The following is a 24,841-nucleotide window of genomic DNA, read 5'->3' on the forward strand; positions in this document are numbered from 1 at the left end:
ATGCCGCTGTTCGAATTCAACGGCACGCGCCCGCGCGTCGATCCCTCCGCGTACGTTCATCCGAGCGCGGTCGTGATCGGCGACGTGACGATCGGCGCGGGCTGCTACATCGGCCCGCATGCGAGCCTGCGCGGCGATTTCGGCGCGATCGTCGTCGACGACGGCAGCAACGTGCAGGACGGTTGCGTGCTGCACGTCGGTATCGGCGAGACGTGCCGGCTCGGCATGAACAGCCACATCGGCCACGGCGCGATCGTGCACGGCGCGACGCTGGAACCGGACACGATGATCGGGATGAACGCGGTCGTGATGGACGGCGCGACGATCGGCGCGACGACGATCGTCGCCGCGTGCGCGTTCGTGAAGGCCGGCTACGAGGTGCCGCGCGGTGTGCTGCTCGCGGGCATGCCGGGGCGCGTGGTGCGGCGGCTGAGCGACGCGGAGATCGCGGCGAAGGCGAACGGCACGCGGGTCTATCAGCAGCTCGCGGTGGATTGCCTGAGGACGCTCAGGCAGATCGACGACGCGTAAGCGGCGCGCGTCATCGTTCAGGCGGCGGATGTTTGCCGGCGAGAAAACCGTCGTTCGTCGGCGTGAATACCGCAAACCCGCGGGCGACGAGCGCCGCCCGAAGTTGCGCCGAAAGCACGACGCCATGCATGTCGAGCGCCGCGTATCCGTGATCGTGCGCGTGGCTGCCGTGGTGATCGTCGATCGCGTCGAGTATCCGCTCGCACCAGCTGCCTCGGTCGTCGCCGTGGCGATCGAACTTCGTGACCCGGCCTTCGTCGTCGGACGTGCGCGAGGTGTGCGCCTTGCGCGATTCGCGCCAGATCTGCTCGACGGCCGCATCGTTCATGTCGCTCGTCACGACCCACGCGTGCCGAACGCCGGCGGCGACCGCACGGATCCGTTCCCCGTATTCGGGATCGACGATCAGCGCGATCGTGTGAGGTTCGGACATGGGTTTTCTCGGGGTTTATGCGGATGGCGATTCGCTGTCGCGCATGCCGCTCATGACGTCCGTGCGGGATCGATTGCCTGATGCGGCGTCGTTGTCTTAAGATCGGCGTCAGATCAGCCTACCGCCTCCGGCGCCGAATGAAAACGACTATACCCCTGCGCGTCGCCGTCATCGCTTCGGCCTTCGCCGTCTATCACGTATTCATGCACGTCCAGTGGGTCGTCAGCGGTTGCATCGAATTCCTCCACGGCCGGCATTGCAGCTTCGAGAACAGCGCGAATTTCGAGGCAATGATGGACTTCGACCTGCTGGTGACCTGCGCGTGGGTTGCGGGCGCGGCGATGGCGTGGTTCTCCATCGCACGTGCGCCGAAGAAATCTGGTTAGCCGCCCCGGCATCGCGCCGCCGCCGCTCAGCGCGTACGCGCCGGCGCCGGCCGGTCGTGCAGGAACGCGAGCGACAGCGCCGCGAGACCGCAGCTCGCGATGAGCATCAGCAACGCACCCTTGCCGGCGTGCACCATCACCCAGCCGCCCACCGACGGAAAGCCGAACGTGCCGATGAAATACGACGCGACGAACCACGTGAGCACGCCGTGCTGTTGTGTTGCAGGGCAATCGTTGAGTGCCTGCGCCTGGATGACCGGATACACGAGGCCGTAGCCGGCGCCGAGCAGCACCGCCGCGACCGACTGGAACGACGCGTGCGCGGACGCGCCGAACATCGCGAGCGCGCCGAGCAACATCGTCACGAGCAACCCCTTGGTCGCGATTTCGGGGCGCGCCATTCGCACCCATTTACCGAGCAGCCAGCGCGCGGTCACCACCGTCACCGTGTAAAGGCTGAAGAATGTGCCTGGGCGCGCTTGCGTGCCTTGCATGAACGACATCTGGAACGTCATCAGGCCCGAGAACACGCAGGTGCCGAGCGCGATCATCGCGATCGGCACGGCCGCGCGCGTGCGCGAGATGGCGCCAAGGTTGCGCACCCAGCGGCCGCCGGACGCGGCGGCGGGCGGGCGCGGACACAGGCGGCCGAACGCCTCCAGCATCAGCGACGCGAGCGCGCACAATGCGCCGACAGCGTAAAGCGTGTCGTCGATCGACCAGTGGAGCAGCCGCATCGCATACGCGGCACATGCCGGGGACGCGCCGATCCCCGTCATCTGGAAGGTCGCCGACCGGAAGAACCATACGTTTCGCGCGGCGCCGCTGGTCCGCTCGGCGAGCGACATCGGCGCGGCCAGGTGAAACGCGCCCCAGCCGAAGCCGACCAGGAAGCCGGACAGCAAGTCGGCGAACGGCGCGCGCCCGACGAGTGCGAAGCCGACGATGCCGGCGCCGATGCACAGCGATGACAACGCGGCGATCCGCGCGGCGCCGATCTGCCGCGAGAACCAGCCGACCACCGACAGGCCGGCGAAGGTGCCGACCGTCGCGGCAGCCAGGGCCGCGCCGGTATCGAGATCGCTGCCGCCGATCATGTGAAAACGCATCGACAGCAGGAACGTGGCGCCGTAGCCGCCTGCGGTAAGCAGGGTGCCGACGAGAAAGAGCAATGCACTATGCGCGCGCATGACAGCCAACCGGGGCGACGACGGTCGGGGAGTGGTCGATTGCGAGACAGTATGGACCAGGACCGATGCGGAATGCCCGCATTCGTTGCGATGCAACAGGGTCGTTGGCTTTTGTCCGACATGGCGCGAATGCGATCGATTGCACGTCGTTATTGCACGTGCCATTGCACGCCGCGCGGACGCTGTTTCAGCGACGATCGACGCGCCCCGTGCGTACTTTGCTTTCCCCCGTGGGGTGCACTAGATTCGAAACGTTACGTATCGCCGACCGCGCGAGGTGAAGCCATGACGCCGTGGGAGATTCAGGGAACCGAGCTGATTAACTGCAATTGCTCATACGGTTGCCCCTGCCAGTTCAATTCGCTGCCGACGCATGGCAATTGCGAAGCGATGGGTGCGATTTCGATCGACAGCGGTCACTACGGCGACGTGGTGCTCGATGGCGTGCGGATCGCGGTCGTGTTCCAGTGGCCGGGAGCGATTCACGAAGGCCACGGCCGCTGTCAGCCGATCGTCGACGCGCGCGCGAGCCCCGCGCAATGCGAGGCCGTGCTGAAGATCATGACCGGTCAGGATACCGATCCATTCGCGACGATGTTCTCCGTGTTCGCGTCGACGCTCGAGCAGGCGTTCGATCCGATCTTCGCGAAGATCGAGTTCGACGTCGATGTCGATGCGCGGCGTGGCCGGATCAGCGTCGAGGGCGTGTTCGACATCGTCGGCGAACCGATCCGCAATCCGGTGACGGGCGCCGAACATCGCGCACGGATCGACCTGCCGCACGGCTTCGAATACGAGCTGGCCGAGATCGGTTCGGGTACCGGCCGGTCGCGCGGCAACATCGAGCTGAATCTCGAGGGCAGCTACGCGCAGTTCGCACGGCTGCATCTGAACAATCACGGGCTGATCCGGCATCGCGTCACCGCATGATCCCCGTCGACGATGTTCTCGGGCGCGAGCGCGTCGTCACGCTGCTCGGCTTGACCGCGCTCGTCGGCGCGTGCTGGGCCTACCTGTGGACGGGAGCCGGCACCGGCATGTCGGCGCTGGACATGACGGCGCTCGCACTGTTCCCGCATCGGCTGGCCGACGACATGGGCGCGATGGACCCGTCGCTGGCGACCGTGATCCTGATGTGGTGGGTGATGATGATCGCGATGATGACGCCCGGCGCGGCACCGCTCGTGCTGCTGTACCGGCGCGTGCTGCGGCATCACGATCCGGCGGGCGCCGGATCGGCATTCACATCGACGTTCCTGCTGGCCGGCTATCTGGCATCGTGGTTCGCGTTCTCGGTCGTCGCGGCCGTGCTGCAGATGCTGCTGCAGCCTGCCGGCCTGATCTCCGGGATGATGCTGTGGTCGAAGAGCGCCGGGCTCTCCGCGATCGTCCTCGCGCTGGCCGGCATCTACCAGTTTTCGCCGCTGAAGCAGGCTTGCTTGCGGCAATGCCGGTCGCCGGTCCGGTTCCTCACGACGTACTGGCGGCCGGGAATCACAGGCAGCTTCCTGCTTGGCGTGCGCCACGGTGCGTATTGCGTGGGCTGTTGCTGGCTGCTGATGGCGCTGCTGTTCGTCGGCGGCGTGATGAACGTCGTATGGATCGTCGCGTTGTCGCTGTTCGTGCTGGTCGAAAAGGTGCTGCCCGGTGGTGAGCGCATCGGCCGTGTGCTGGGCGTCGTGCTGATTGCGTGGGCGGTCGCGACGTTACTGGTGTAGCGGGGCGCATTCGTCATTCGCCGCAACCGGGAGAATCCCGATGAAGATTCGATGCATCGCCTTCGCCGTTCTTGGCGCGATGGCCGTCGTGGCCACGCCGGCGCGCGCGGCCGGAAGCATGTCAGGCATGAGCATGGGCGACATGAAGATGGCCGCGCCGGATGCGGCGCTGACCGATGCCGAAGTGAAACGGATCGATGCCGCGCACGGCATGGTGACGCTGAAGCACGGCGCGCTCGAGAACGTCGGGATGGCGCCGATGACGATGGCGTTCAAGGCCGGCGACCCGGCAATGATCGATTCGCTGCACGTGGGCGACAAGGTCAAGGTCCGGATCGAGCGCGTGAACGGCACGCTCACCATCGTGACGCTCGTGAAACGGCCATGACGCACGTCGGGTGCGATCGGCGCCGAGGGCAACTGTGACGGATGGCTCGTCGTCGGCGCCTATACCCACTTTCACACTTCACCCAGGTGTTGGCCACCGGTTCGCTCATGGCCGATTCATCACCGGAATGACCGTCGGGCTCGTGATGTTCGATTCGACGCCATTGCGGGTGTCGTCGCAGTTTCACGCCGATGCTACGTAACGTGCCCCTCGTGTTACGTGAACGTTCGGTGGCGATGCGAGGCGAATCGGAGGGGCGGGTTTCAGCCCGCAAGCCGTACGTCCTGCGTGGGACGGCCTTCAGCAGGGCCCGATGCCCAGCGATCGCGGAATTGCGGCGAGGCCGATCATGGTGGCACGGGAGATGCTTGTCGAACGCATTGATCAGAAAAAACCGACGGGGGCATCCATGTATCGGCATTTCACCAGAACCGGCGTCGCGCTCGCCGCGATCGCCGCGACATGCACGCTGGCCGCGTGCGGCGGCGGCGACATCACCGCACCGACCGTGGCCGCTAATAACATCGGCACGAGTACGAGCGTGACCGGTGGGACTAGCGGGACTAACGGCACTAACGGAACTAGCGGAACTAGCGGAACTAGCGGAACTAGCGGAACTAGCGGAACTAGCGGAACTAGCGGAACTAGCGGAACTAGCGGAACTAGCGGAACCAGCGGAACCAGCGGAACCAGCGGAACCAGCGGAACCAGTGGCACAAGCGGAACCAGCAGCGGCACCAGCGGAACGACGAGCGGCGGTTGGGGCACCAGCGGCGCGCCCGGCACGAACGGCGTTGTCAGCACGGTCGGTCAGGTCGTGATCGACGCCGGCACCACGGTCGGCGACGTGACTCTGCCGGGCGTCGGCAAGAGCCTCACCGCGGGCCCGGGCGCGACGATCACCGGCGTGGGCTCGATCATCCGCGACACGGCGAACGCGGTGAGCGGTGGGATCAGCCAGATCGGCATCACGCCGGACCCGGTCGGCAGGACAGTCACCGGACTCGGCACCGTCGTCAGCTCGACGGGCAATCCCGTCCTGGGCCTGAGCGAGACGGTCAAGGCGCTCGGCGCGGGCCCGCTGTCGCCGCTCGCGCCGATCACGACGCCGGTCGGCGGCCTGCTCGACACGGTTGCCCACGGGCTGCAGTCGGCGGGCGCAACGGTCGGCTCGACCGTGTCGTCGGGTCCGGTTCAGCAGGCGACCCAGACGGCCGGGTCGGCGATCACGCCGCTCGTGACGACGGCCGGCAACCTCACCCAACAGGTCGGCACGGCGACCGGCCTCGGTCAGCCGGTCGCGGGCCTGCTCGGGCAGGTCGGCGGGGCGATCACGTCGGCCGGAACGAAGGTGTCGGCCGCCTCGTCACAGCCGGTCGTCGGCGATGTCGGGCAGCTCGTCCGGGCGGTCGGCAATACGGTGACCAACGCGGGCGGTCTCGTGAATCCGAACGGAGCAAACGGCGTCGCGCCGGTTGCAGGCCTGGTGACGAGTGTGGTCGGCGGGATACCGGCGACCGTGCACAACGGTCCCGGCACCGGTACGAGCGGCGGTGCGGCGTCGGGCGGCACGAGCAATCCGCTCGCGCCGGTCACGTCGCTCGTCGGCGGCTTGCTCGGCGGAGCCGTCGGCAGGTGACGGGGCCGTACTGATCGTCGGCGCACCCAACCGGCGTACTGAGCGCCGTCAACGCCATCGCGGCGCGAACGAATCGTCGGCCCGAACCGCGCGTGCTAATTCGGTCCGTCACCGGAATCGCGGTCGGGCTCGGCGAAGTTCAACTCGACGCCATTGCCTGCCGGGTCGGCGAAAAAGAGCTGGAGCTGGCTCGTGAGCGGCACGTACCTGCGCGAGTATCGAACCTGCGCCTCGGTGAGGCGCCGTTCCATGTCGGCGGCGTTTTCGCATGAAAACGCCATATGGTCGAACGTATTGACGACGTGCGATGGCCGCACCTCGCCAGGCCGCGCTTCCGACAGATGGAGGATTGCCTGTCCCCCTGCATAGAGCCAGTAGCCGGCGCTCTGGAACGCCGGACGATAGCCCGGCTCGAGGCCCACGACATTCACGTAGAAATCGCGCAGCGTATCGAGCGTCGCCCGATCCGCGCGCAGGTTGTAATGATTGAGTCCGATCACTGACATGGCAGGTTGTCCGGTTCGTGCAAGGTGCGCATGGCACAGGATCGCGCGGCGCGGGGCATCGTGTCACCCCCGACTGCCTTTGCTCGCGGCAGCCGGACGCGCGAGCCCGCGCGCCGGCAGCGGCGTCGACATCACGATCGACGTGCGCGTTTCGCCGTACAGGTTGATGCGCTCGATCAGTTGCTCGAGGTGCGCCATGCTGACCGCGACGAACCGCATCACGTAGGAATCCGCGCCCGTCACGTGATGGCACTCGACCACTTCGGGAATCGTCTCCAGCAGCTTCAGGAATTTCGCCTTCGCCGGCTGCGGCACCGTGATGCCGATCAGCGCGCTCACCGGGTAGCCGGCCGCCGCCGGATTGACCCGCGCCGTGTAGCCGTCGATCACGCCGGCCGATTCGAGGCGCTTCACGCGCTCCGTCACCGCCGGCACCGACAGATGAACCTGGCGTGCCAGCTCCGTGTAGCTGATGCGGCCGTTGGCCTGCAGCAGCGCGAGTATCTTCCAGTCGAGTTCGTCCATCGCGGCGGAGTTTTTAAGGTGAAGTAGCCATTTTTCCTTAAAAACCGCCTTCAGCGGCGACCGGACTTTCCCTACGATGCCGGTTAAAGCCACTGGATGTCGCGAGGAGCCGGCCATGTTGTTCATCAAGTCCGTCGTGATGGGATTGTCGATCGCGGTGCCGGTCGGCCCGATCGGCATGCTGTGCATCCAGCGCAGCCTGAGCCGAGGCTTTCACGCGGGGTTCGCCACCGGCATCGGCGCCGCGTGCGCCGATGCGATCTACGGGCTGCTCGGCGCGCTGGGCGTCGCCGGCATCGTCACCGCGTTTCCGATGCTGACCGTCGCGCTGAAAATCGGCGGCGGCGCGTTCCTCGTGTGGCTGGCCTCGACCATCGCGCGGCAGGCGCCGGCCGCATCCGCAGCGCAGCGCGACTTGCCGCGCACGACCGTGCTGCGCGATTTCCTGACGACGTTCGGCCTGACGCTGTCGAATCCGATGACGATCCTGTCGTTCGTCGGGATTTTCGCGGCGCTCGGCCCGCTGACAGGCACGCATGACGACGCGCTGGGGCCGACCGTCGCGCTGATGGTCACCGGCGTGTTCGTCGGTTCCGCGACGTGGTGGCTATGCCTGAGCAGTGCGACCGCCGCGTTGCGCACGAAGATGCCACTGACGTTCATGCACGGGCTGTCGCGCGTGTCGGCCGTCGTGATCGCGGTGTTCGGCGCGATCCAGCTGATTGCGGGCGTACATGGCATCGTGTGGTCCTGACGCGAACCGCGGTGCGATCGAACGCGACGGTATTCGGCACCCGCGAACCTGTCCGCACCGGCGTCCGCGACCGCGCACGCCGATGCGCCGATGCACCGAACGCCACGATCAGAACGTATAGCTGACCTTGCCGAACGCGGTGCGGCCGAGCGTGTTGTAGCCGTACGCGGTGACGTACTGACGGTCGAACAGGTTCGACAGTGACGCGGACACCGTCAGGTGCGCATTGATCTTGTACGACGCGCGCAGGTTCACGGTCAGGTACGACGGCAGATACGTGGCGTTGGCCGGATCGTCGAACGTCGTGCCGCCGTAGTTCAAAGACGCGCCGGTGCTCAGTGCATGCAGGTGCAGTTCGTCCCACGTGTGGTCGATGTTCACGCTGACCGTCTGGCGCGGCCGGCGGTTGAGCCAGCTGTTATTGGTTTCGTCCTGCGGATTGAGAATCCCCACCGCGATGCTCACCGGCGTCGTGCGGCCGATCGTGCCCTTGTAAGACAGGTCGATGCCGCGGATATGCGCACGGCCGATGTTCATCGGCGAGAACGTCGCCGGGTTGTACGCGATCAGGTTGTTGACGCGCGTGTCGTAGATCGCGGCGCTGAACGTGCCGTACGCGGTGTTCGCGTCGAGCGCGGCTTCGACCGAATCGCTGCGCTCCGGATTCAGGTTCGGATTGCCGTAACCGGGGTAGTACAGGTCGTTGAACGACGGCAGGCGGAATGCATTGCCGTACGACACGCGCGCCGTATAGACCGGCGTGATGGCCCACGACAACGCGGCGTTGCCGGTGTTCACGGCTTTCCCCGCGATGATCTCGTGACGGCCCGCGACGAACATCGTCACGCTGCCGAGCGTCGCCGACTGATGCAGCGAGAACGCGGAATCGTTGCGCGTGGGCACGCCGTCCGGCACGTCGACCGGCAGGAACGCCTGCTCGCGCGTGAAGTCGTACGCGACCTTCGTCTCGCCCGACAGCGGCAGGTCGAACAGGTGGAAGCCGTGCGCCTGATGGGTCAGCGACGTCGACGAACTGATGCGCTGCGAGTCGATCCGGTCGGTCCGGATGGCCGGGTCGCTCGCATACAGGAACTGACGGTCGTTCGCATAACCGAACGACTGGTCGAACTGCGTGTCGGGCGTGATGTCGAGATGGAACGCGATGCCGGTCGTCAGCTGATGATCGAGCTCGCGGTTCGCAAAGCCCGCGTTGTCATAGGACAGGTCGGAGCGGTGATACAGCGCGAACGTCGAGATCGACCAGTTATCGCGCGCGTAGCCGAGGCGCGCATCGAGATCCTGCGCGTGATACGGATTGCGGCCGTCCTCGTGGTACGGCAACACGGGCCGCGTCGCGTCGATGCCGGCGGTATTGTACGAGTGCAGGCCGAGCGAGTAGGTGAGCCCGCCGAGCGCGGCCAGCGGCCCGGTCGACGGCACGGTGCCCGACGTGCGCAGCTGCGTGTCGAAGGTCTTATTCGAGCCGCCGCCGAACGACACGGTCGTCCGGTTGGGCTGGCCGGCGGCGCGGCGCGTGAACAGCTGCACGACGCCGCCCATCGCGTTCGCGCCGAACGATGCGGCGGCCGGCCCCGAAATCACTTCGACGCGCTCGAACGCTTCGGTCGGCAGGTCGGCCCACGGCGCGATGCCGGTGGTCGGCGAGCCGATCCGGATCCCGTCGATGAACACCGCGACCTGGCTGGCCGACGAGCCGCGGATGCTGACCGACGCGGACGAGCCGGGGCCGCCGGTCTGCGAGACGGTCACGCCCGGCAGCATCGCGAGCGCCTGCGTGATGCTCGGCTCGCTCGGCGACAGCCGGTCGAGATCGGCGCGCGTGAGCACCTGCGTCGTCGCATAGCGCTGGTCGAACGATTCGGGCAGGTGCCGCGTGTCGGTCACGGCGATGGTCGGCAGTTCGGTGCCGTCCGCGGGCTGGCGCGGCTGCATGAGCGCCGTGTCGCCGGCAGCGTGGGCGATCGGGGAGAGCAGCGCAGTGGCGGCGGACGTGGCGAGAAGGTGGCGGAGGTTCATGAGGCGGCGAGCGTGAGCGTGTTGCGGGTACGGCGTGCGCGCGCAAAGACGCCGCGCATGACGGCGGCGCAGCGGCGCGACGCTTCCGGCGTGGAAGCGGATGCGGAAAGGTTGGACATCTGAAGGGTCCTGAGGTCGGGCCGTCCATGCAACGGGGCGACCGCCAAAGGCGGTGCTGGCGCATCGGGACACCCCGCCCGGTGCGGCTGCTTGGACCTCGGGTCGATGGCAGGTCTCCTGGCTCGCGGGTCGTCATTCGCGCCGGCCTTCCCGGTTTCCCAGTGGCGTGTGGTGGCGCGGATTCGCCGCTTACAGTTGCGGGGGCAGCCGCAGATTCGAGGCGTTGCCTCTCCTGCGTTCCCTTTTGATCCCGTTCCCGGGAACCATCAGCGCGCAAGCGTAATGGCGAGCGCTCCGGCGCGTCAATCGCCGGCGGCCGAGGGGATGCGAAAAAACGTCAGTGTTCGCCGAATGCTTTCGAAGTCCTTTCTTTTTGGCGCAATCGAACCGCATTCACGTCTGATGAAACGAAACGTCGGCGGCGCTGCAATCGCGCCGGAACCGGCTCGGCGCGATGCCAGTCCATCGCACGAACGCCCGCCGGAACGCTTCCTCGCCGCTGAACCCGAGATGCGCGGCGATCCGCGCGACTGGCCAGTCGGACTCGCGCAGGCAGCGCCGCGCGACGTCGGCGAGACACTGCTCGCGCAACGCGTGGTAGCTGCTGCCCTCAGTAGCCAGCCGCCGCCGCAACGTCGCTTCGCTCACGCCGAGCCACGTCGCCAGCGCCGTAAGTGGTGGCAACGCCTGTTCGTGCGCGAGCGCCGCGTCGAGAAAGCCGCGCACCTGCTGCGCCCATGACACGACGGCCGGCGCCGCATCGATCAGACCAAACGGAAAATCCACGAGAAACGCGGCGAGTTCGCCCGGCTGCCGGATCACGCGGGCGTCGAGCCGCGCGGCGTCGAACGCGAAGCCGTAGGTTTTACGGCCAACGTCGACCGGCGCGTTGAACAGCCCGAGCAGCGGCATCGCATCGTCGCGGCGCGGATGGCCGAGCCACACTTCGTCCGGCCGCAGCGGCTGCCCGATCAGCCAGCCGAACAGCTGCAGATAGCAGAACAGCCCGGTCAGGTCGACGAGACACGCGGCCGAGCTGCGCGTGCGACGCAGCGAATCCATCCGGAACGTCGCGCGTGAGTCGCGCACCGTAAGGGACAGCGCGCCGGCACGCGGCGTCAGCATCTCGCAGAATTCGGCTGCGCAGCGGATCGCGTCGGCGAGCGTCGCGCAACTGAGCAGGCAGCGGCACATCAGGTCGACTTCCTGCTTGCGCATCGGCGGATGGCCGTCGCCGCGCGCGACCTGCGCCTCGAGCCGCTCGATCGCGTCGCGGTACAGCGCGACGAAGCCGCCGGGCGTCGTCGTCAGCGCGGCCGCGGCAGGCGTGGGCCGTCGCGCCGGCGCTGCACCGCTGCGCGTCAGTTCGTCGAGCAGGCGGGCGCCGAGGCCCGGCAGCACGCGGCTGCGTGCCGGCAATGCGCGCTGTTTCATGTGTCTCCCGATCTGAGCGTTGCGACAGGGGCCGGTGAGCGGGCCGGTAGGGGTTCGCCGCGCGTCGCCACGCAAGAATGCTATCCACGCCGGCCGCTTCCGGCCTCGCCGGAACGGCGTAGGCGGCCGTTGTCGCATTCCACCACGAACCACCCGAGACGACCCGCGCATGATCCAGATCGTAGACGAAATCACCCTCGCGCCCGAGCGCATTCCCGACGTGCTGGCGCTAGTGCGCGACCGCTATTTGCCGGGCCACGCGGCGCGCGGACTGACGGCCGCCGGCCGCTGGGTGTCGCCGCCCGTCGCGGTGCCGGGGCAGCCGAGCACGCTGTGGCTGACGTGGCAAGTCGCCGATGCGCCGTCGTACTACCGGATGCGCGCGCTGACCGATGGCGATGTGGTCGCGTTCTGGATGGCCGTCGACGCGCTGTGCGACGCGCGCCGCCGCCATGTGATGACGGATGCCGATGCGCCGCTGCCCGTGCTGACGGAGGTCGACCATGCGGCATGACACGGCCCAGGTATGGATTGCGGCGACCGGCGATGCCGGCGCGATCGAACGTGCATTGCGCGACGCCGCGCATGCGCTGCCCGGCGCGACCCGCGTGGCGCTCGCACGCAATCTCGACGGCTGCTGGGGGGCGGGCGACTACACGCTCGACGTGCTGCGCGACGAACGGGCGACCGATCGAGCGATGGATTTGACCGCGCTGGCTCGCGTGCCGGGCGTGGTGCGGATCGACGGCGCCGCGTGCCGCGCGATCGGCGGCGGCCTGCGCGAGCCGGCGCTGCGTGATGGCGTATGGCGCACGCTGATGCTGCGGGTGCGGCCGCAGGCCGACGACGCGCGAGTGCGCGAGCTCGAGCGCGAGCTGCTGCGCATGCCCGCGTTCATGCCCGGCATTCGCAACTGGCGGCTGAGCCGGATCGTGACGCCGGGCGCGTGGACCCACGTCTGGCAACAGGAATTCGCGCAGGTCGGCGACCTGCTCGGCGAATACCTGCTGCATCCATATCACTGGGGCTGGGTCGACCGCCGGTTCGACGCGGAAAGCCCCGACTGGACGGTCGATGCGATCTCGCACGCGTTCTGTCCGCTCGCGTCGAGCCTGCTGGCCGACACGGCGGCGTGACGCGCGGCGCGCACGCGACCCACCGCAATGCAAACGACAACACGGGAGACACCCCCATGCGAGCCTTGCTGATCGACCGCGTCGGCCATTCCGACGCGCTGCGACTGGCCGACGTTCCCGCACCGAAGCCGGGCCCCGGCGACGTGCTGATCCGCGTTGCATACGCGGGCGTCAATCCCGCCGACTGGAAATGCCGCGAAGGCTATCTCGGCGCGTTCATGCAGATGACGTTTCCGTTCGTGATCGGTTTCGACGCGGCCGGTGTAGTCGAGTCGGTCGGCGACGGCGTCGAGGGTTTCGCGCCGGGGATGCGCGTGTTCGCGCAGACCGACGTCGGCGCGGGGCGCTGGGGCGCGTATGCGGAATACGTCGCCGTGCGTCACGATTCGGTCGTCCACCTGCCCGATGCGGTCGACTTCGCGGCGGCAGCCGCCACGCCGACACCCGCGCTGGCCGCATGGGCTGGCCTGTTCGACGACGGCGGATTGCGTGCAGGGCAGAGCGTGCTCGTGCACGGCGGCGCGGGCGCGGTCGGCACGTTCGCGATCCAGCTGGCCGCCCAGGCGGGCGCACGGGTCGCCGCGACGTGCTCGGCGCGCAATCGCGCGAGCGTCGAATCGCTCGGTGCGGCTGTGAGCATCGACTATCGCGCGCAGGACATCGCGGCGGCCGTGCGGGCGTGGGCACCTGGCGGCGTCGATCTCGTGCTCGACGCGGTCGGCGGCGACACGCTGCCCGATGCGCTCGACCTGCTGGCGCCGGGCGGCACGCTCGTGAACATCATGACGCTCGCGGCCGGTGATGCCGAGCGGCTTGCCGTGACGGCGGCCGAAGCCGCGCGGCGCGGTCTGCGCACCGCGATGACATACAGCCGGATGCCGAGCGGCGCCACGCTCGCGTCGATCGCCGAACGGCTCGGCCGGCGCGCATTGCGCGTGCCGCGCTCCGACAGTTTCCCGCTGGAACAGGCAGCACGCGCGCTCGACCTCGTTCAAACGGGCGACGCGAAAACCAAGTTCGTGCTGCATGTTGCGGATATCGCGGGCTGAACGGCACGCACCCACCATTCCATCGGAGACATCATGACCGACACCCGAACCGCGACGCTCGCGGGCAAATGCGCGCTCGTGACCGGCGCGAGCCGCGGCATCGGCCGCGCGATCGCGCAGCGCCTCGCGTCCGAAGGCGCGACCGTCGTCGTGACGGCGCGCAGCCTCGCGCAATCGGCGACGACCGCCGGCACGCTCGCCGAAACGGTCGCGCTGATCGAACAGGCGGGCGGCCGCGCGATCGCACTCGCGGCCGACCTGTCGAACCCGACCGAGCGCGATGCGCTCGTCGGGCGCGCGGCACAGGCGGCCGGCGGCCTCGACATCCTCGTGAACAACGCGGGTGTGGCCGACTACGCGTGCGTCGACGCGATGCCGATGGCGATGTTCGACACGACGATCGAACACTATCTGCGCATCCCGTTCGCCCTGAGCCAGGCCGCGATCCCGCTGATGCGTGCGCGCGGCGCCGGCTGGATCGTGAACGTCGGCTCAGTGACCGCGCTCGCGCCGCTGCGGCCGTTCGACGATTTCTCGCGCGCGGGCGGCGCGACCGTCTATGCGGCGGCCAAGGCCGCGCTGTCGCGCTTCACGCAGGGGCTCGCGGCCGAACTCGAAGCCGACGGCATCGCGGTGAACCTGGTCGCGCCGAGCACCGCGATCCGTACGCCGGGCGCGGCACGTTACATCCCGGAAGGCTATCCGACCGAGGACGTCGCCTATCTCGCGGAAACCGCGCTCGCGCTGTGCAGTCTGCCGGCGCGCGAGCGCACGGGCCTCGTCACGCACAGCCTGCATTTCCCGCTGTCGCAGGGGCTCGCGGTGCGCTCGCTCGACGGTCGCACGCCGTTGCCGCCGCCCGTGATTCCCGCGTATGCGCATCCCTGCATCGACCCGACCGGACGCTGACATGACACATTCGATTCGCTTCGACGGCGGCACCGCCGTGATCACCGGCGCGGCCAGCGGCATCGGCAGCGGCCTCGCGCGCCACGCGGCCGCGCTCGGCATGCGCGTGGTGCTGGCCGACCTCGACCCGGCGAAGCTCGACGCATTCGCCGCCACGCTCGACACGGACGTGCTGTGCGTGCCGACCGACGTGAGCCGGCCGGAAGCCGTCGACGCGCTGGCCGATGCTGCATGGCAGCGCTTCGGCGGTGTCGACCTGCTGTTCAACAACGCGGGCGTGATGGCGACGGGCTTCAGCTGGGAAATCACGCCGGAACGGTTCGAGCGCAGTTTCGCGATCAACGTGCACGGCGTGATGAACGGGATCCGCAGCTTCGTGCCGCGCATGCTCGAACGCAACGTGCCGGCGCGCGTCGTCAACACCGCGTCGGTCGGCGGGTTCCTGCCGAGCCCGTTGATGTCGCCTTACTCGGCGACGAAATTCGCGGTGATCGCGCTGACCGAATCGCTGTACGGCGAGCTGAAGATGCTCGGCGCGCCGGTCGGCGTGTCGCTGCTCGCGCCTGGCCCGGTGCAGTCGGGCATCTTCAACGACCCGTTCGGCGCCGCGCACGACCGGCCCGAAGTGCAGGGCTTCGTCGATACGATGCGCGCGATGCTGAACGCGCACGGACTCACGCCCGACGCGTTCGCCGCGCGGGTGTTCGATGGCATTCGAGAAGGGCGTTACTGGCTGATTCCGCAACCGGAGACGATCGACGGCGCGCTGCAGCGGCGCACCGCGGACATCCTCGCCGCACGCGATCCGTCGCTGCCGTCGTTGTGATGTCGTTGTGGTGTCGTGACAGGGGCCGGCCGTCCGACGCGGCCGGCTCACGTTTACATATGCGAGCCCGAGCGCGTGCGGCCGCTGGGATCGCCGCCGCGATCGGGCGGCGTATTGTTCTGATCGATCTTCGCGAGCACGAAGCCGGCGGGCGGCAGCGCGGCGGGCGAACGGTGGGTGGCCTGCGCGACGGGGCCTTGCGGCGACGCGGCGGGAAGGCTGGATGACGTAACGCCCGGTTGAGCGAACGCCGAAAGGGATGCTGCCGCGAGGGCGGCGGCGACGATCGCGTGCATGTTCATGGCGACTCCTTCTTCACGACTGACTGCGGGATACCTGATCAGTCTAGGGCGCGAAACTTAACGCGCCGTGAAGGAGCGGCGGCACGCGGATGACAGGATGTTCATCCAGGTCATCCGCGCGCCACGACGGTCATGCGGAGGCGGACACCAGCGCGCAGAAGTTCTCGAGATCGACGTTGCCGCCGCTGATCACGATGCCGACGCGCTTGCCCTTCAGTTCGTCCTTCATCCGGCGCGCGGCCGCGAACGACAGGCAGCCGGTCGGCTCGACGACAATCTTCATACGGGTTGCGAAGAAGCGCATGCAGTCGACCAGCTCCGCGTCGGTCGCGGTCAGGATGTCGTCGACGTCGCGCCGCAGGATCGGAAACGTCAGGTTGCCGAGGTGCTGCGTCTGCGCGCCGTCGGCGATCGTGCGCGGCGTGTCGATATGGACGATCGAGCCGGACCGGAACGACTGCTGACCGTCGTTGCCGGCTTCCGGCTCGACGCCGTACAGCTTCGCGTGCGGCGACAGCGCGCGCGTCGCGAGCGCCGTGCCCGACAGCAGGCCGCCGCCGCCGAGCGGCGTGAACACCGCGTCGAGCGGCCCGACCTCGTCGAACAGTTCCTTGGCCGCCGTGCCCTGGCCCGCGATCACGTCCGCATGGTCGTACGGCGGGACCAGCGTGAGCCCGTGTTTGTCCGCAAGCTCGCGGCCGATCTGCTCGCGGTCCTCGGTATAGCGGTCGTAGGTCACGACGTTGCCGCCGTAGCCGCGCGTCGCGGCCATCTTCGCGGCCGGCGCGTCCTGCGGCATCACGATCGTCGCCGGAATGCCGAGGATGCGCGCCGACAGCGCGATCGCCTGCGCATGGTTGCCGGACGAGAACGCGACGACGCCGTTGCGGCGCTGCGTGGCGTCGAAGCGCGACAGCGCGTTGAACGCACCGCGGAACTTGAATGCGCCCATGCGCTGCAGGTTCTCGCACTTGAAGAACACCTGCGCGCCGAGCGCTTCGTCGATCGTGCGCGACGTCATCACGGGCGTGCGGTGCGCGTGGCCTTCGAGCCGTGCCGCGGCGGCCGCGACGTCGTCGTAGGTGGGGAGGGTCGGAGTGTTCATGAGTCGCTCGTCGGAAGATCGGTCAATTGGTCAGCAGAGCGCGCGCCGGACGCGCCTGCGCATCACGCATCATTTCGCATCGTTGTAGACGGTGGCGCGCGACACGCCGAGGTGCTGCGACACGATTTCCATCGCGCGGCGCACCTCGAGGAAGCCGTCCGCCTTCAGCGTCTGCATCAGCTCGCGGCGCTGGTCGGTCTTCAGCTCGCGCGGCGTGGTCGCCAGGCGCGTCGCGAACGCATCGATGCGCTGCCGGATCGCGTCCGCGCCGGCCGGGTCGAGCGTGTCGGCGACGGGTTCGCCTTCGGTGCTGCAGAACTGGTTCAGCATGCCCTGGAAGCCGCGGAACAGCGTAACGTCCGCGTTCAGGCACAGCGCGGCCACGTAGCGGCCGCTTGAATCCTTGATGCCGATCGACGTGCTTTTCGCTGTGCGGCCGTCGGCGAAGCGGTTCGCGTAGTTCGCAAGCACCTGCGGGTAGTCGTCGTCCTCGATGCGGGCGAGCCCGAGCTCGGTCGCCGGATCGCCGACCGCGCGGCCCGACAGGTTGTTGTGGATCGCGAGGATCGCGTGTTCCGGCGTGCGCAGGTCGTGCACGACGACCTCGGTGAACGGCGCGAACATCGCGCCGAGCCCTTCGGCGATACGCAGCACCTGCTCGATCAGCGATGCCTGCTCCAGTTGCGGTCGGGGGCGGGGCGTGGTCATGCGTTGGCCTGCAGCGCGGGCGCGTTGGCGGCTTCCGGCCGCGTGATGTCGGCGAGCAGCGGGCGGGCGATCCGCACGTAGTCGGACGCGTCGAGCACGACCGAGCGGTCGAGGCGGCCCGCGTTGAACGCGATTTCGTCGTTGAGTTCGATCAGCGCCGGGTCGACGACGAGCGTCACGTTCGCGTCGAACACGAACGGCGGCACGGCGCCCATCACGCAGCGCGTGACCGTGGCCGCGAGTTCGGGCGGCGCGAGCGTCGCCTTGCGGCGGCCGAGCGCATCGGCGACCTTGCGGAAATCGATCTTCAGGTGACCGGGGAACACCGCGAGGGCGGTGGCGTCGCCGCCGTCCTTGAATGTGCAGAGCATCGCCTTCGCGCCCTGTTCGGGACGCGTGCCGCGAATCGCGGCGATCACGTCGGATTTGCCTTCGGCCGGGTGATCCAGCACGCGGAACCGCGCGCCGGAGGTCGTCAGCAGCTCGCACAGCGCGTCGAAAACGGGGTAGTCGCTCATGTCGTTCCGGGCAGGAGGGGCGCGTTCGGCGCCGTCGATGAATTGTCCAAGTATAGACGTTTTGTCATGCGCGTGGCAAAAGCCCGGAGCATGGATCGCCATATCGGTCATCGCACCAACTGCCGAAAGATCGTTTCATATCGCGGAAAGCCCGTCGAATTTCCGGCGCGTGGCCGTCCCGCCGCTTGAAAACTTGTTTTGCATCGCAAAAACGCGCGCTTATCTCATTGAATAACAAGCGAAATTTATATCTTATGTCTTATATAAGACTTCGTTGAATGCGAACCGGTCGGCGTTACTATTAAGTCCATGCAGTTCGCTTCGTCACACGGAGCGGGCACGCTGAACCCTTTACTCAAATGCGCTTCGTTCCCAGGAGATAGACATGTCCCAATATCAAGACGACATCAAGGCAGTGGCTGGTTTGAAGGAGAAGCAAGGCAGCGCGTGGAATGCCATCAATCCGGAATCCGCTGCCCGCATGCGTGCCCAGAACAAGTTCAAGACGGGCCTGGACATCGCCCGCTACACCGCGAAGATCATGCGCGCCGACATGGCCGCGTACGATGCGGACCCGACCCAGTACACGCAGTCGCTGGGTTGCTGGCACGGCTTCATCGGCCAGCAGAAGATGATCTCCATCAAGAAGCACTTCAACAGCACCGAACGCCGTTACCTGTACCTGTCGGGCTGGATGGTCGCCGCGCTGCGTTCGGAGTTCGGCCCGCTGCCGGACCAGTCGATGCACGAAAAGACCTCGGTCAGCGCGCTGATCCGCGAGCTGTACACGTTCCTGCGCCAGGCCGACGCCCGTGAGCTGGGCGGCCTGTTCCGCGAGCTGGATGCGGCCAAGGATGCGGCTGCCAAGGCCGCGATCCAGGAAAAGATCGACAACCACGTGACGCACGTCGTGCCGATCATCGCCGACATCGACGCGGGTTTCGGCAATGCCGAAGCAACGTACCTGCTGGCCAAGCAGTTCATCGAAGCGGGCGCGTGCTGCATCCAGATCGAGAACCAGGTGTCCGACGAAAAGCAGTGCGGCCACCAGGACGGCAAGGTCACGGTGCCGCACGAGGACTTCCTCGCGAAGATCCGCGCGATCCGCTACGCGTTCCTGGAACTGGGCGTGGACGACGGCATCATCGTCGCCCGTACCGACTCGCTCGGCGCCGGCCTGACCAAGCAGATCGCCGTGACCAACACGCCGGGCGACCTGGGCGACCAGTACAACGCGTTCCTCGACTGCGAAGAGCTGTCGGCCGACCAGCTCGGCAACGGTGACGTCGTGATCAAGCGCGACGGCAAGCTGCTGCGTCCGAAGCGCCTGCCGAGCAACCTGTTCCAGTTCCGCTCGGGCACGGGCGAAGCGCGTTGCGTGCTGGATTGCATCACGTCGCTGCAGAACGGCGCCGACCTGCTGTGGATCGAAACCGAAAAGCCGCACATCGCGCAGATCGGCGGCATGGTCAGCGAAATCCGCAAGGTGATCCCGAATGCGAAGCTGGTGTACAACAACAGCCCGTCGTTCAACTGGACGCTGAACTTCCGTCAGCAGGTGTATGACGCGATGAAGGCAGCGGGCAAGGACGTGTCGGCATACGACCGCGCGCAGCTGATGAGCGTCGAGTACGACCAGACCGAACTGGCCGCGCTCGCCGACGAGAAGATCCGCACGTTCCAGGCCGATGCGTCGCGTGAAGCAGGCATCTTCCACCACCTGATCACGCTGCCGACGTACCACACGGCTGCGCTGTCGACCGACAACCTCGCGAAGGAATACTTCGGCGACCAGGGCATGCTCGGTTACGTGGCCGGCGTGCAGCGCAAGGAAATCCGCCAGGGCATCGCGTGCGTCAAGCACCAGAACATGTCCGGCTCGGATATCGGCGACGACCACAAGGAATACTTCAGCGGCGAAGCAGCGCTGAAGGCAGCGGGCAAGGACAACACGATGAACCAGTTCTCGTAATCGTCATACCCGCGGCACGACGCCAACCCGTTTAGCGCGGGTTGGCGTTTTTTTTATCCGCGCACCGCCTTCACGACGTACTGGCTCGTCGGCACCACGTCGATCTTGTCGAAATCGATGAAGCGTCCGCAGCTGTCCATCATCTGGGCGACGTTGCGCTGGAACTTCTCCTCGTCGCCGACCGCATCGAAGAACGCATACGGATCGGTCATCGCCGCGGCCGGGAAGCATTCCTCGACGATCGCGTCGTAGCCGGGCGCCGCATGCGTGAGCGCGCGCACGACCACGTTCTGCACGTACAGGAAGTTGTCCTGCGTATCGATCGCGACGCGCGTGTGATGGCCGTGCCACACGTCGAGCCACGCTTCGTGCGTGAGGCGCGGCGGCCGCTTCAGGAACGCGAGCTGCGAGAAGCCGCTCGTGCGCTCGCCGGGCCGCGCCGGAAAGCGCGTGTTCGGAATCGGTTGCGACTCGGTGACGAGATACGCGGCCATGTGCGGGACGACCGTGCGCACCGCGTCATCGAACGGCTGGCGGAACATCGGGTTCGCGCTGTCGACCCATACCGCGACGATCCCGTCGATGCCCGGATGCGTGTTGGTCTGCTTCAGGCCGGCGGCCGGCGCGACATCGGCGTCGGCGACGTTCACCTGCACGCCGTGCGCGCCGAGCGACAGCAGCTTGTCGGCGAGCTGCGCGCGCACGCTGCGGCTCCATGGCTCGGGCGCGGCCTGCGCATCGCGCCACAACACGTAAATGACTTTCTCCATTGCTTCGGCTCCAGGGGGGAATGACGGGATCGGCGGCGCTGCCGCCGCGTTTCAGGACGCGCTGACGGCCGCATCGGCCGCATCGTGTGCGTCCGGCGCAAAGCGGTTCGCGGTCAGCGTGAACGACGGCGGAATCGGCGACGTGACGGTTTCGAACAGCCGCTCGTGGCGCGTCGCGTGGATGCGCCACACGCCGTCGCGCTTCACGTACTGGTCGTCGTAGAACGCGGTGCCGTGCAGCAGGTAGTCGTCCTCGAGATTGATCGCGTGATCCTCGAGAAACCACACGCCGCACGCGTGATCGGGCGACACCAGCGTGAGCTCGGGGTGATGGCCGTGATGCATCGTCAGGAAGGTCGGCTTGCCGATCAGCTCGCGCAGGCTCGACACGAACGCGTCGCGGCCGTCGTACGCATAGCGGCCACCGTACAGCCGCGCTTCGCAATCCTCGGTCAGGCATTGCGCGAGCAGTGACCAGTCGTGCGTGTCGACCGCGCGGAAATACCGGTACTTCAGCTGGCGGATCTGCTCGTATTCGTAGAGCGTGCGGGTCGTCTCGTCCATCGCCGTATCTCGTGGTGGTGTCGTCCGATGGTAGGAACGAAGCCGCCTGCGTCACATCGTCTGTTCGGACGAACGCCGCACCGGCCGCGTTCGCCGCCGCCGATACGGACTGCCGGTTTCATCCAAACAGGTGATGGCCGGCATCTCGTGCGCCTGTAACGTGGCGTCGACGCGGCTTCGATCCGCGCACACGAGACCAAGGAGACGGCATGACCCCGATCGAACGAATGGAAGTGCGCGTGCGCAGGCTCGAGGACGCCGACGCGATCCGCCGCCTGAAGGCGCGCTACTTCACGTGCTGCGATCGCAAGGATCCCGAAGGGATGCGCGACTGCTTCGCGCCCGGCACAGTGCAAATCGACTATGGCCGGATCGGCACGTTCGACCATCGCGACGCGCTCGTCGACGTGTTCGAACGGCTCGGCTGCCATCCGCACATCGTCGAGATGCACCACGGCGTGAATCCCGACATCACCGTGCTCGACGACACGCACGCGCGCGGCACGTGGGGCCTGCATTACCAGATGCTCGACACCCACGCGCACACGCTCACGCAGCTCGGCGCGACCTACGACGACGAATACCGGAAGATCGACGGCGAATGGAAGATCGCGGCCACGCGCTGCGTCGTCACGTCGACGCTGTCCGCCCGCTATGACGGCGATGCGCCGGGCGTGCTGTTCGCCGGCGCGCAACCGCCTGCCGCGTGACGCGCGACGCCGCATATCGCCCACGCCGGTTGAGAACATTCCTCAGGAGACATCGAACATGACACAGAACCACGAGGCGCCGGTCGCCGTCGTGACGGGCGCGTCGCGCGGCGCGGGCAAGGGCATCGCACGCGCACTCGGCGCGGCCGGCATGACCGTCTACGTGACGGGCCGCTCGCAGAACGAAGGCGATGCGCCGCTGCCCGGCACGATCCACGAGACCGCGCGCGAGATCGACGCGCTCGGCGGCCGCGGGATCGCGGTTGCGTGCGACCACGCGGACGACGCCCAGGTGAAGGCGCTGTTCGAGCGCGTCGAACGCGAAAGCGGGCGGCTCGACATCCTCGTCAACAACGCGACCTATCTGCACGATCAACTGATCCTGCCGGGCCCGTTCTGGGAGAAGTCGCTCGACCTCGTGAACATCCTCGACGTGGGGCTGCGCTCCGCGTACGTCGCGAGCTGGCATGCCGCGCCGTTGATGGCGAAGCGGCGCAGCGGGTTGATCGCGTTCACGTCGTCGTTCGGCGCGAGCTGCTACATGCACGGCGCCGCGTACGGCGCGCAGAAATCCGGCGTCGACAAGTTCGCGAAGGACATGGCCGTCGACCTGAAGCCGTTCGACGTCGCGGCCGTGTCGATCTGGATGGGGCCGCTGCGCACCGAGCGCACCACACGCGTATGGGAAGAACATCCGAACCTGTACAAGGAATTTTCGCTTGTCGCCGAAAGCCCGGAATTCACCGGCCGCGTGATTCACGCGATCCACGCCGATCCGCAGCGCATGGCGTTGTCCGGGCAGGTGCTGGTCGGCGCGGAAGCCGCGTTGCAGTACGGTATCGCGGATCTCGACGGCAAGCAGCCGCCGTCGTATCGCGCGTTACTCGGCGGCCCCGTGCAGGCTCACCCCGCGATCGTCGCTTAAGGAGCACGCATGGGCATCCTCGAAGGCAAGGTCGCGCTCGTGACGGGCGCGGGGCAGGGCGTCGGGCAAGGCGTGGCGCACGCGCTCGCGGCCGAAGGCGCGCAGGTGGCCGTGGTCGGCCGCACGCGCGACAAGCTGGTCGCGACCTGCGACGCCATTCGCGCACGCGGCGGTGTCGCTGAGCCGTTCGTGTGCGACGTGATGGACGCCGCGCAGATCGCGCGGTGCGTCGATGCGGTCGTCGAGCGGTTTCGTGGCGTGCAGATCCTGATCAACAACGCGCAGGTCGTGCCGCTCGGCCGCCTGCTCGACGTGACCGACGCGGATTTCCTCGCGGGCCTCGAGTCGGGGCCGATCGCGACGCTGCGGATGATGCGCGCATGCCATCCGCATCTGAAGGGTGACGGCGTGATCGTCAATTTCGCGTCGTCGGCCGCGGTGCGCTGGGACACGTCGGGTTACGGCGCCTACGCGGCGACCAAGGAAGCGATTCGCGCGCTTACGCGTGCGGCGGCATGCGAATGGGGTGCCGACGGCATCCGCGTGAACGCGGTCGCGCCGCATGCGTTGTCGCCGGGGCTGAAGGGCTGGGTCGACGCGAATCCGGAAGAGGCCGCCGCGTTCTTCCGCACGATCCCGCTGGGACGCGTCGGCGACTGCGAGCAGGACATCGGGCGCGCGATCGTGTTTCTCGCGAGCCGCGATGCCGCGTACCTGACGGGCGCGACGCTGCCGCTCGACGGCGGGCAGGCGTACTGGGGCTGACGGCGGGCGTGGGGGCCTCGCGTCGCTGCAGGGCCAATCATGGGCCGGCATGCAGGTGCGCGGGTGCGCGTCGCGGCCAGCAAACCGGACAAATCGGAATTCATCGAAGAGAGAACGACATGGGTCGACTGGAAGGGAAGGTAGCGATCGTCACGGGCGGTGCGCGCGGGATGGGCGCGGCGACATGCAGGCTGTTCGTCGAAGAGGGCGCGCGCGTCGTGATCGGCGACGTGCTGGACGCGGAAGGCGAGGCGCTCGCGCGCGAACTCGGCGACGCCGCGCGCTTCATGCGGCTCGACGTGGCCGACGAAGCGAACTGGGCGCGCATCGCCGACGCGACCGTCGAGCAGTTCGGCCGCATCGACGTGCTCGTCAACAACGCGGCGGTGCTGATGTTCGGCGCGATCACCGAGTTGTCGAAACGCGATTTCGAGCGTGCGGTGTCGATCAATCTGGTCGGCACGTTCGTCGGGATTCGTACGATCGCGCCGCGCATGATCGCGCAGCAGCGCGGCTCGATCGTCAACATTTCGTCGGTGGACGGCATGCGCGGCGTGAACGCGCTGGCCGCTTACGTGTCGAGCAAATGGGGCGTGCGCGGGCTGACGAAGGTCGCGGCGCTGGAACTCGGCCACCAGGGCGTGCGCGTGAATTCGATCCATCCGGGCGGCGTGAACACGGCGATGTCGAACCCGACCGGCGCACCGCTCGACGAGGTCAACAAGCACTACACGCACGTGCCGCTGCAACGCGTCGGCTTGCCTGACGAAATCGCGCGTGCGACGCTGTTCCTCGCGAGCGACGAAGCGTCGTACTGCAACGGCGCCGAGCTGGCCGTCGACGGCGGGATGGCGGCAGGCGCGTATTACCCCGGATTGCCGGGCGCGCCGCTTTGAGCGGTGGCGCACACAACGCATTCTC

The 24,841-nt window shown here is 67.6% G+C and carries 29 protein-coding genes and 1 riboswitch; of the genes, 17 read left to right on the forward strand and 12 right to left on the reverse strand.

Features of this window, described 5'->3' with window-relative positions; translation table 11 throughout:
• Positions 1-531, forward strand: coding sequence for an acyltransferase (locus ACVK00_RS11300; RefSeq protein WP_284889445.1), 531 nt, complete (start codon positions 1-3; stop codon positions 529-531).
• A gap of 10 nt (positions 532-541) precedes the next feature.
• Here ACVK00_RS11300 and ACVK00_RS11305 read toward each other — a convergent pair whose 3' ends face one another.
• A complete protein-coding gene (locus ACVK00_RS11305) occupies positions 542-964 on the reverse strand; it encodes a hypothetical protein (RefSeq protein WP_284889446.1) in 423 nt (140 codons plus the stop codon).
• Positions 965-1,101: 137 nt separating this feature from the next.
• Between ACVK00_RS11305 and ACVK00_RS11310 the strand changes: the two genes are divergently transcribed.
• Complete coding sequence (locus tag ACVK00_RS11310) at positions 1,102-1,350, forward strand: hypothetical protein (protein ID WP_228907720.1); 249 nt, start codon at positions 1,102-1,104, stop codon at positions 1,348-1,350.
• A gap of 26 nt (positions 1,351-1,376) precedes the next feature.
• On the opposite strand, the gene ACVK00_RS11315 is transcribed toward ACVK00_RS11310, so the two are convergent.
• On the reverse strand, positions 1,377-2,540 hold the full coding sequence (locus tag ACVK00_RS11315) for an MFS transporter (protein WP_284889448.1): 1,164 nt from the start codon (positions 2,538-2,540) through the stop codon (positions 1,377-1,379).
• 285 nt (positions 2,541-2,825) lie between these two features.
• On the opposite strand from ACVK00_RS11315, the gene ACVK00_RS11320 reads away from it, so the two are divergent.
• From ACVK00_RS11320 to ACVK00_RS11335, 4 genes are all read left to right on the forward strand, one after another.
• Positions 2,826-3,470: a DUF1326 domain-containing protein gene (locus tag ACVK00_RS11320; RefSeq protein ID WP_228907718.1), complete on the forward strand. Its 645-nt coding sequence runs from the start codon at positions 2,826-2,828 to the stop codon at positions 3,468-3,470.
• Positions 3,467-4,258: a DUF2182 domain-containing protein gene (locus tag ACVK00_RS11325; protein ID WP_284889450.1), complete on the forward strand. Its 792-nt coding sequence runs from the start codon at positions 3,467-3,469 to the stop codon at positions 4,256-4,258. Before ACVK00_RS11320 ends, ACVK00_RS11325 begins: the two co-directional genes overlap by 4 nt.
• A 40-nt stretch (positions 4,259-4,298) precedes the next feature.
• Entirely contained in the window at positions 4,299-4,646 is a 348-nt protein-coding gene (locus ACVK00_RS11330; protein WP_284889453.1) for a copper-binding protein, read from the forward strand.
• A 409-nt stretch (positions 4,647-5,055) separates the two neighbouring features.
• Positions 5,056-6,285, forward strand: coding sequence for a collagen-like triple helix repeat-containing protein (locus ACVK00_RS11335; RefSeq protein WP_354123295.1), 1,230 nt, complete (start codon positions 5,056-5,058; stop codon positions 6,283-6,285).
• A gap of 95 nt (positions 6,286-6,380) precedes the next feature.
• Here ACVK00_RS11335 and ACVK00_RS11340 read toward each other — a convergent pair whose 3' ends face one another.
• Positions 6,381-6,791 (reverse strand): VOC family protein, encoded by a 411-nt coding sequence (locus ACVK00_RS11340; protein ID WP_228907715.1) that lies wholly within the window; start codon positions 6,789-6,791, stop codon positions 6,381-6,383.
• 63 nt (positions 6,792-6,854) lie between these two features.
• The gene (locus ACVK00_RS11345) at positions 6,855-7,316 is read right to left on the reverse strand and encodes an Lrp/AsnC family transcriptional regulator (protein ID WP_284897787.1); all 462 of its coding nucleotides are present in this window, start codon (positions 7,314-7,316) and stop codon (positions 6,855-6,857) included.
• A gap of 115 nt (positions 7,317-7,431) precedes the next feature.
• Between ACVK00_RS11345 and ACVK00_RS11350 the strand changes: the two genes are divergently transcribed.
• Positions 7,432-8,070, forward strand: coding sequence for a LysE family translocator (locus ACVK00_RS11350; RefSeq protein WP_284897789.1), 639 nt, complete (start codon positions 7,432-7,434; stop codon positions 8,068-8,070).
• Between the two features lie 108 nt (positions 8,071-8,178).
• On the opposite strand, the gene ACVK00_RS11355 is transcribed toward ACVK00_RS11350, so the two are convergent.
• Together ACVK00_RS11355 and ACVK00_RS11360 are read right to left on the reverse strand one after the other, a co-directional pair.
• The gene (locus tag ACVK00_RS11355; protein ID WP_284897791.1) at positions 8,179-10,107 is read right to left on the reverse strand and encodes a TonB-dependent receptor domain-containing protein; all 1,929 of its coding nucleotides are present in this window, start codon (positions 10,105-10,107) and stop codon (positions 8,179-8,181) included.
• 210 nt (positions 10,108-10,317) lie between these two features.
• Positions 10,318-10,510: riboswitch (cobalamin riboswitch) on the reverse strand.
• Positions 10,511-10,620: 110 nt separating this feature from the next.
• Positions 10,621-11,661, reverse strand: coding sequence for a helix-turn-helix transcriptional regulator (locus ACVK00_RS11360; RefSeq protein ID WP_284897794.1), 1,041 nt, complete (start codon positions 11,659-11,661; stop codon positions 10,621-10,623).
• A 169-nt stretch (positions 11,662-11,830) separates the two neighbouring features.
• Between ACVK00_RS11360 and ACVK00_RS11365 the strand changes: the two genes are divergently transcribed.
• The 5 genes from ACVK00_RS11365 to ACVK00_RS11385 are packed head-to-tail and all read left to right on the forward strand — an operon-like array spanning position 11,831 to position 15,581.
• Positions 11,831-12,175 (forward strand): hypothetical protein, encoded by a 345-nt coding sequence (locus ACVK00_RS11365; RefSeq protein WP_284897796.1) that lies wholly within the window; start codon positions 11,831-11,833, stop codon positions 12,173-12,175.
• A complete protein-coding gene (locus ACVK00_RS11370) occupies positions 12,165-12,797 on the forward strand; it encodes a Dabb family protein (RefSeq protein WP_228907709.1) in 633 nt (210 codons plus the stop codon). The genes ACVK00_RS11365 and ACVK00_RS11370 overlap by 11 nt, the downstream gene beginning before the upstream one ends.
• A 56-nt stretch (positions 12,798-12,853) precedes the next feature.
• The gene (locus ACVK00_RS11375; RefSeq protein ID WP_284897798.1) at positions 12,854-13,846 is read left to right on the forward strand and encodes an NADP-dependent oxidoreductase; all 993 of its coding nucleotides are present in this window, start codon (positions 12,854-12,856) and stop codon (positions 13,844-13,846) included.
• A gap of 33 nt (positions 13,847-13,879) precedes the next feature.
• The gene (locus ACVK00_RS11380) at positions 13,880-14,755 is read left to right on the forward strand and encodes an SDR family NAD(P)-dependent oxidoreductase (protein ID WP_284897800.1); all 876 of its coding nucleotides are present in this window, start codon (positions 13,880-13,882) and stop codon (positions 14,753-14,755) included.
• Between the two features lies 1 nt (position 14,756).
• Entirely contained in the window at positions 14,757-15,581 is an 825-nt protein-coding gene (locus tag ACVK00_RS11385) for an SDR family NAD(P)-dependent oxidoreductase (RefSeq protein ID WP_284897802.1), read from the forward strand.
• Positions 15,582-15,634: 53 nt separating this feature from the next.
• Here the strand turns inward: ACVK00_RS11385 and ACVK00_RS11390 are convergent, their stop codons facing one another.
• The 4 genes from ACVK00_RS11390 to ACVK00_RS11405 all read right to left on the reverse strand — a co-directional run bounded on the left by ACVK00_RS11390 (position 15,635) and on the right by ACVK00_RS11405 (position 18,214).
• On the reverse strand, positions 15,635-15,883 hold the full coding sequence (locus tag ACVK00_RS11390; RefSeq protein ID WP_284897803.1) for a hypothetical protein: 249 nt from the start codon (positions 15,881-15,883) through the stop codon (positions 15,635-15,637).
• 130 nt (positions 15,884-16,013) lie between these two features.
• The gene (locus tag ACVK00_RS11395; RefSeq protein WP_006757556.1) at positions 16,014-16,988 is read right to left on the reverse strand and encodes a threo-3-hydroxy-L-aspartate ammonia-lyase; all 975 of its coding nucleotides are present in this window, start codon (positions 16,986-16,988) and stop codon (positions 16,014-16,016) included.
• A 69-nt stretch (positions 16,989-17,057) separates the two neighbouring features.
• Complete coding sequence (locus ACVK00_RS11400; protein WP_105831096.1) at positions 17,058-17,696, reverse strand: helix-turn-helix transcriptional regulator; 639 nt, start codon at positions 17,694-17,696, stop codon at positions 17,058-17,060.
• Positions 17,693-18,214, reverse strand: a complete 522-nt coding sequence (locus ACVK00_RS11405; RefSeq protein WP_354123067.1) for a YbaK/prolyl-tRNA synthetase associated domain-containing protein — start codon at positions 18,212-18,214, stop codon at positions 17,693-17,695. Before ACVK00_RS11405 ends, ACVK00_RS11400 begins: the two co-directional genes overlap by 4 nt.
• A gap of 385 nt (positions 18,215-18,599) precedes the next feature.
• On the opposite strand from ACVK00_RS11405, the gene ACVK00_RS11410 reads away from it, so the two are divergent.
• Positions 18,600-20,186 carry an isocitrate lyase gene (locus tag ACVK00_RS11410; protein ID WP_284897808.1) on the forward strand — a complete coding sequence of 529 codons (1,587 nt, stop codon included), beginning with the start codon at positions 18,600-18,602 and terminating at the stop codon, positions 20,184-20,186.
• 53 nt (positions 20,187-20,239) lie between these two features.
• Here ACVK00_RS11410 and ACVK00_RS11415 read toward each other — a convergent pair whose 3' ends face one another.
• The gene (locus ACVK00_RS11415) at positions 20,240-20,956 is read right to left on the reverse strand and encodes an EthD domain-containing protein (RefSeq protein ID WP_166725630.1); all 717 of its coding nucleotides are present in this window, start codon (positions 20,954-20,956) and stop codon (positions 20,240-20,242) included.
• 51 nt (positions 20,957-21,007) lie between these two features.
• Positions 21,008-21,520 (reverse strand): nuclear transport factor 2 family protein, encoded by a 513-nt coding sequence (locus ACVK00_RS11420; protein ID WP_284897810.1) that lies wholly within the window; start codon positions 21,518-21,520, stop codon positions 21,008-21,010.
• A 209-nt stretch (positions 21,521-21,729) separates the two neighbouring features.
• Between ACVK00_RS11420 and ACVK00_RS11425 the strand changes: the two genes are divergently transcribed.
• The 4 genes from ACVK00_RS11425 to ACVK00_RS11440 all read left to right on the forward strand — a co-directional run bounded on the left by ACVK00_RS11425 (position 21,730) and on the right by ACVK00_RS11440 (position 24,816).
• Positions 21,730-22,230, forward strand: a complete 501-nt coding sequence (locus ACVK00_RS11425; RefSeq protein WP_284897812.1) for a nuclear transport factor 2 family protein — start codon at positions 21,730-21,732, stop codon at positions 22,228-22,230.
• Positions 22,231-22,288: 58 nt separating this feature from the next.
• The gene (locus ACVK00_RS11430; protein WP_284897814.1) at positions 22,289-23,155 is read left to right on the forward strand and encodes an SDR family NAD(P)-dependent oxidoreductase; all 867 of its coding nucleotides are present in this window, start codon (positions 22,289-22,291) and stop codon (positions 23,153-23,155) included.
• A 9-nt stretch (positions 23,156-23,164) separates the two neighbouring features.
• The gene (locus ACVK00_RS11435; protein ID WP_284897815.1) at positions 23,165-23,920 is read left to right on the forward strand and encodes an SDR family NAD(P)-dependent oxidoreductase; all 756 of its coding nucleotides are present in this window, start codon (positions 23,165-23,167) and stop codon (positions 23,918-23,920) included.
• A 119-nt stretch (positions 23,921-24,039) separates the two neighbouring features.
• On the forward strand, positions 24,040-24,816 hold the full coding sequence (locus ACVK00_RS11440; protein WP_284897817.1) for a glucose 1-dehydrogenase: 777 nt from the start codon (positions 24,040-24,042) through the stop codon (positions 24,814-24,816).
• Positions 24,817-24,841 lie beyond the last annotated feature (25 nt).

Source organism: Burkholderia sp. PvR073 (assembly GCF_054055695.1).